The sequence below is a fragment of the Micromonospora sp. URMC 105 genome, from assembly GCF_051386295.1.
Lineage (GTDB): Bacteria > Actinomycetota > Actinomycetes > Mycobacteriales > Micromonosporaceae > Micromonospora.
On sequence record NZ_JBPQTL010000260.1, the window covers coordinates 1 to 206 of the forward strand.

Annotated in this window: 1 pseudogene; it reads right to left on the reverse strand. The window is 66.5% G+C overall.

Going from position 1 to position 206, the window contains the following annotated elements:
* Positions 1-206 (reverse strand): annotated as a pseudogene (locus ACSNN7_RS29195) (hypothetical protein); the annotation flags it as partial.

Here is a 206-nt window from a genome sequence, read left to right on the forward strand (position 1 = left end):
AGGCCCTTGAGGAACGCCTTGGTGGAGTACTCGGGGTCGGTGATCTGCTCGACCGTGCCCCAACCGCTGGAGGGGCGCTGCTGGAACAGGCCCTGCGAGTCGTGGTCGTTGCGCTCACCCAGGTGACCCAGGTTCTCCAGCTTCGACTCCTGCAGCGCGGTCGCGATCGCGACCACGGCAGCCCGCTCGTCCATGTCGGACTTCTT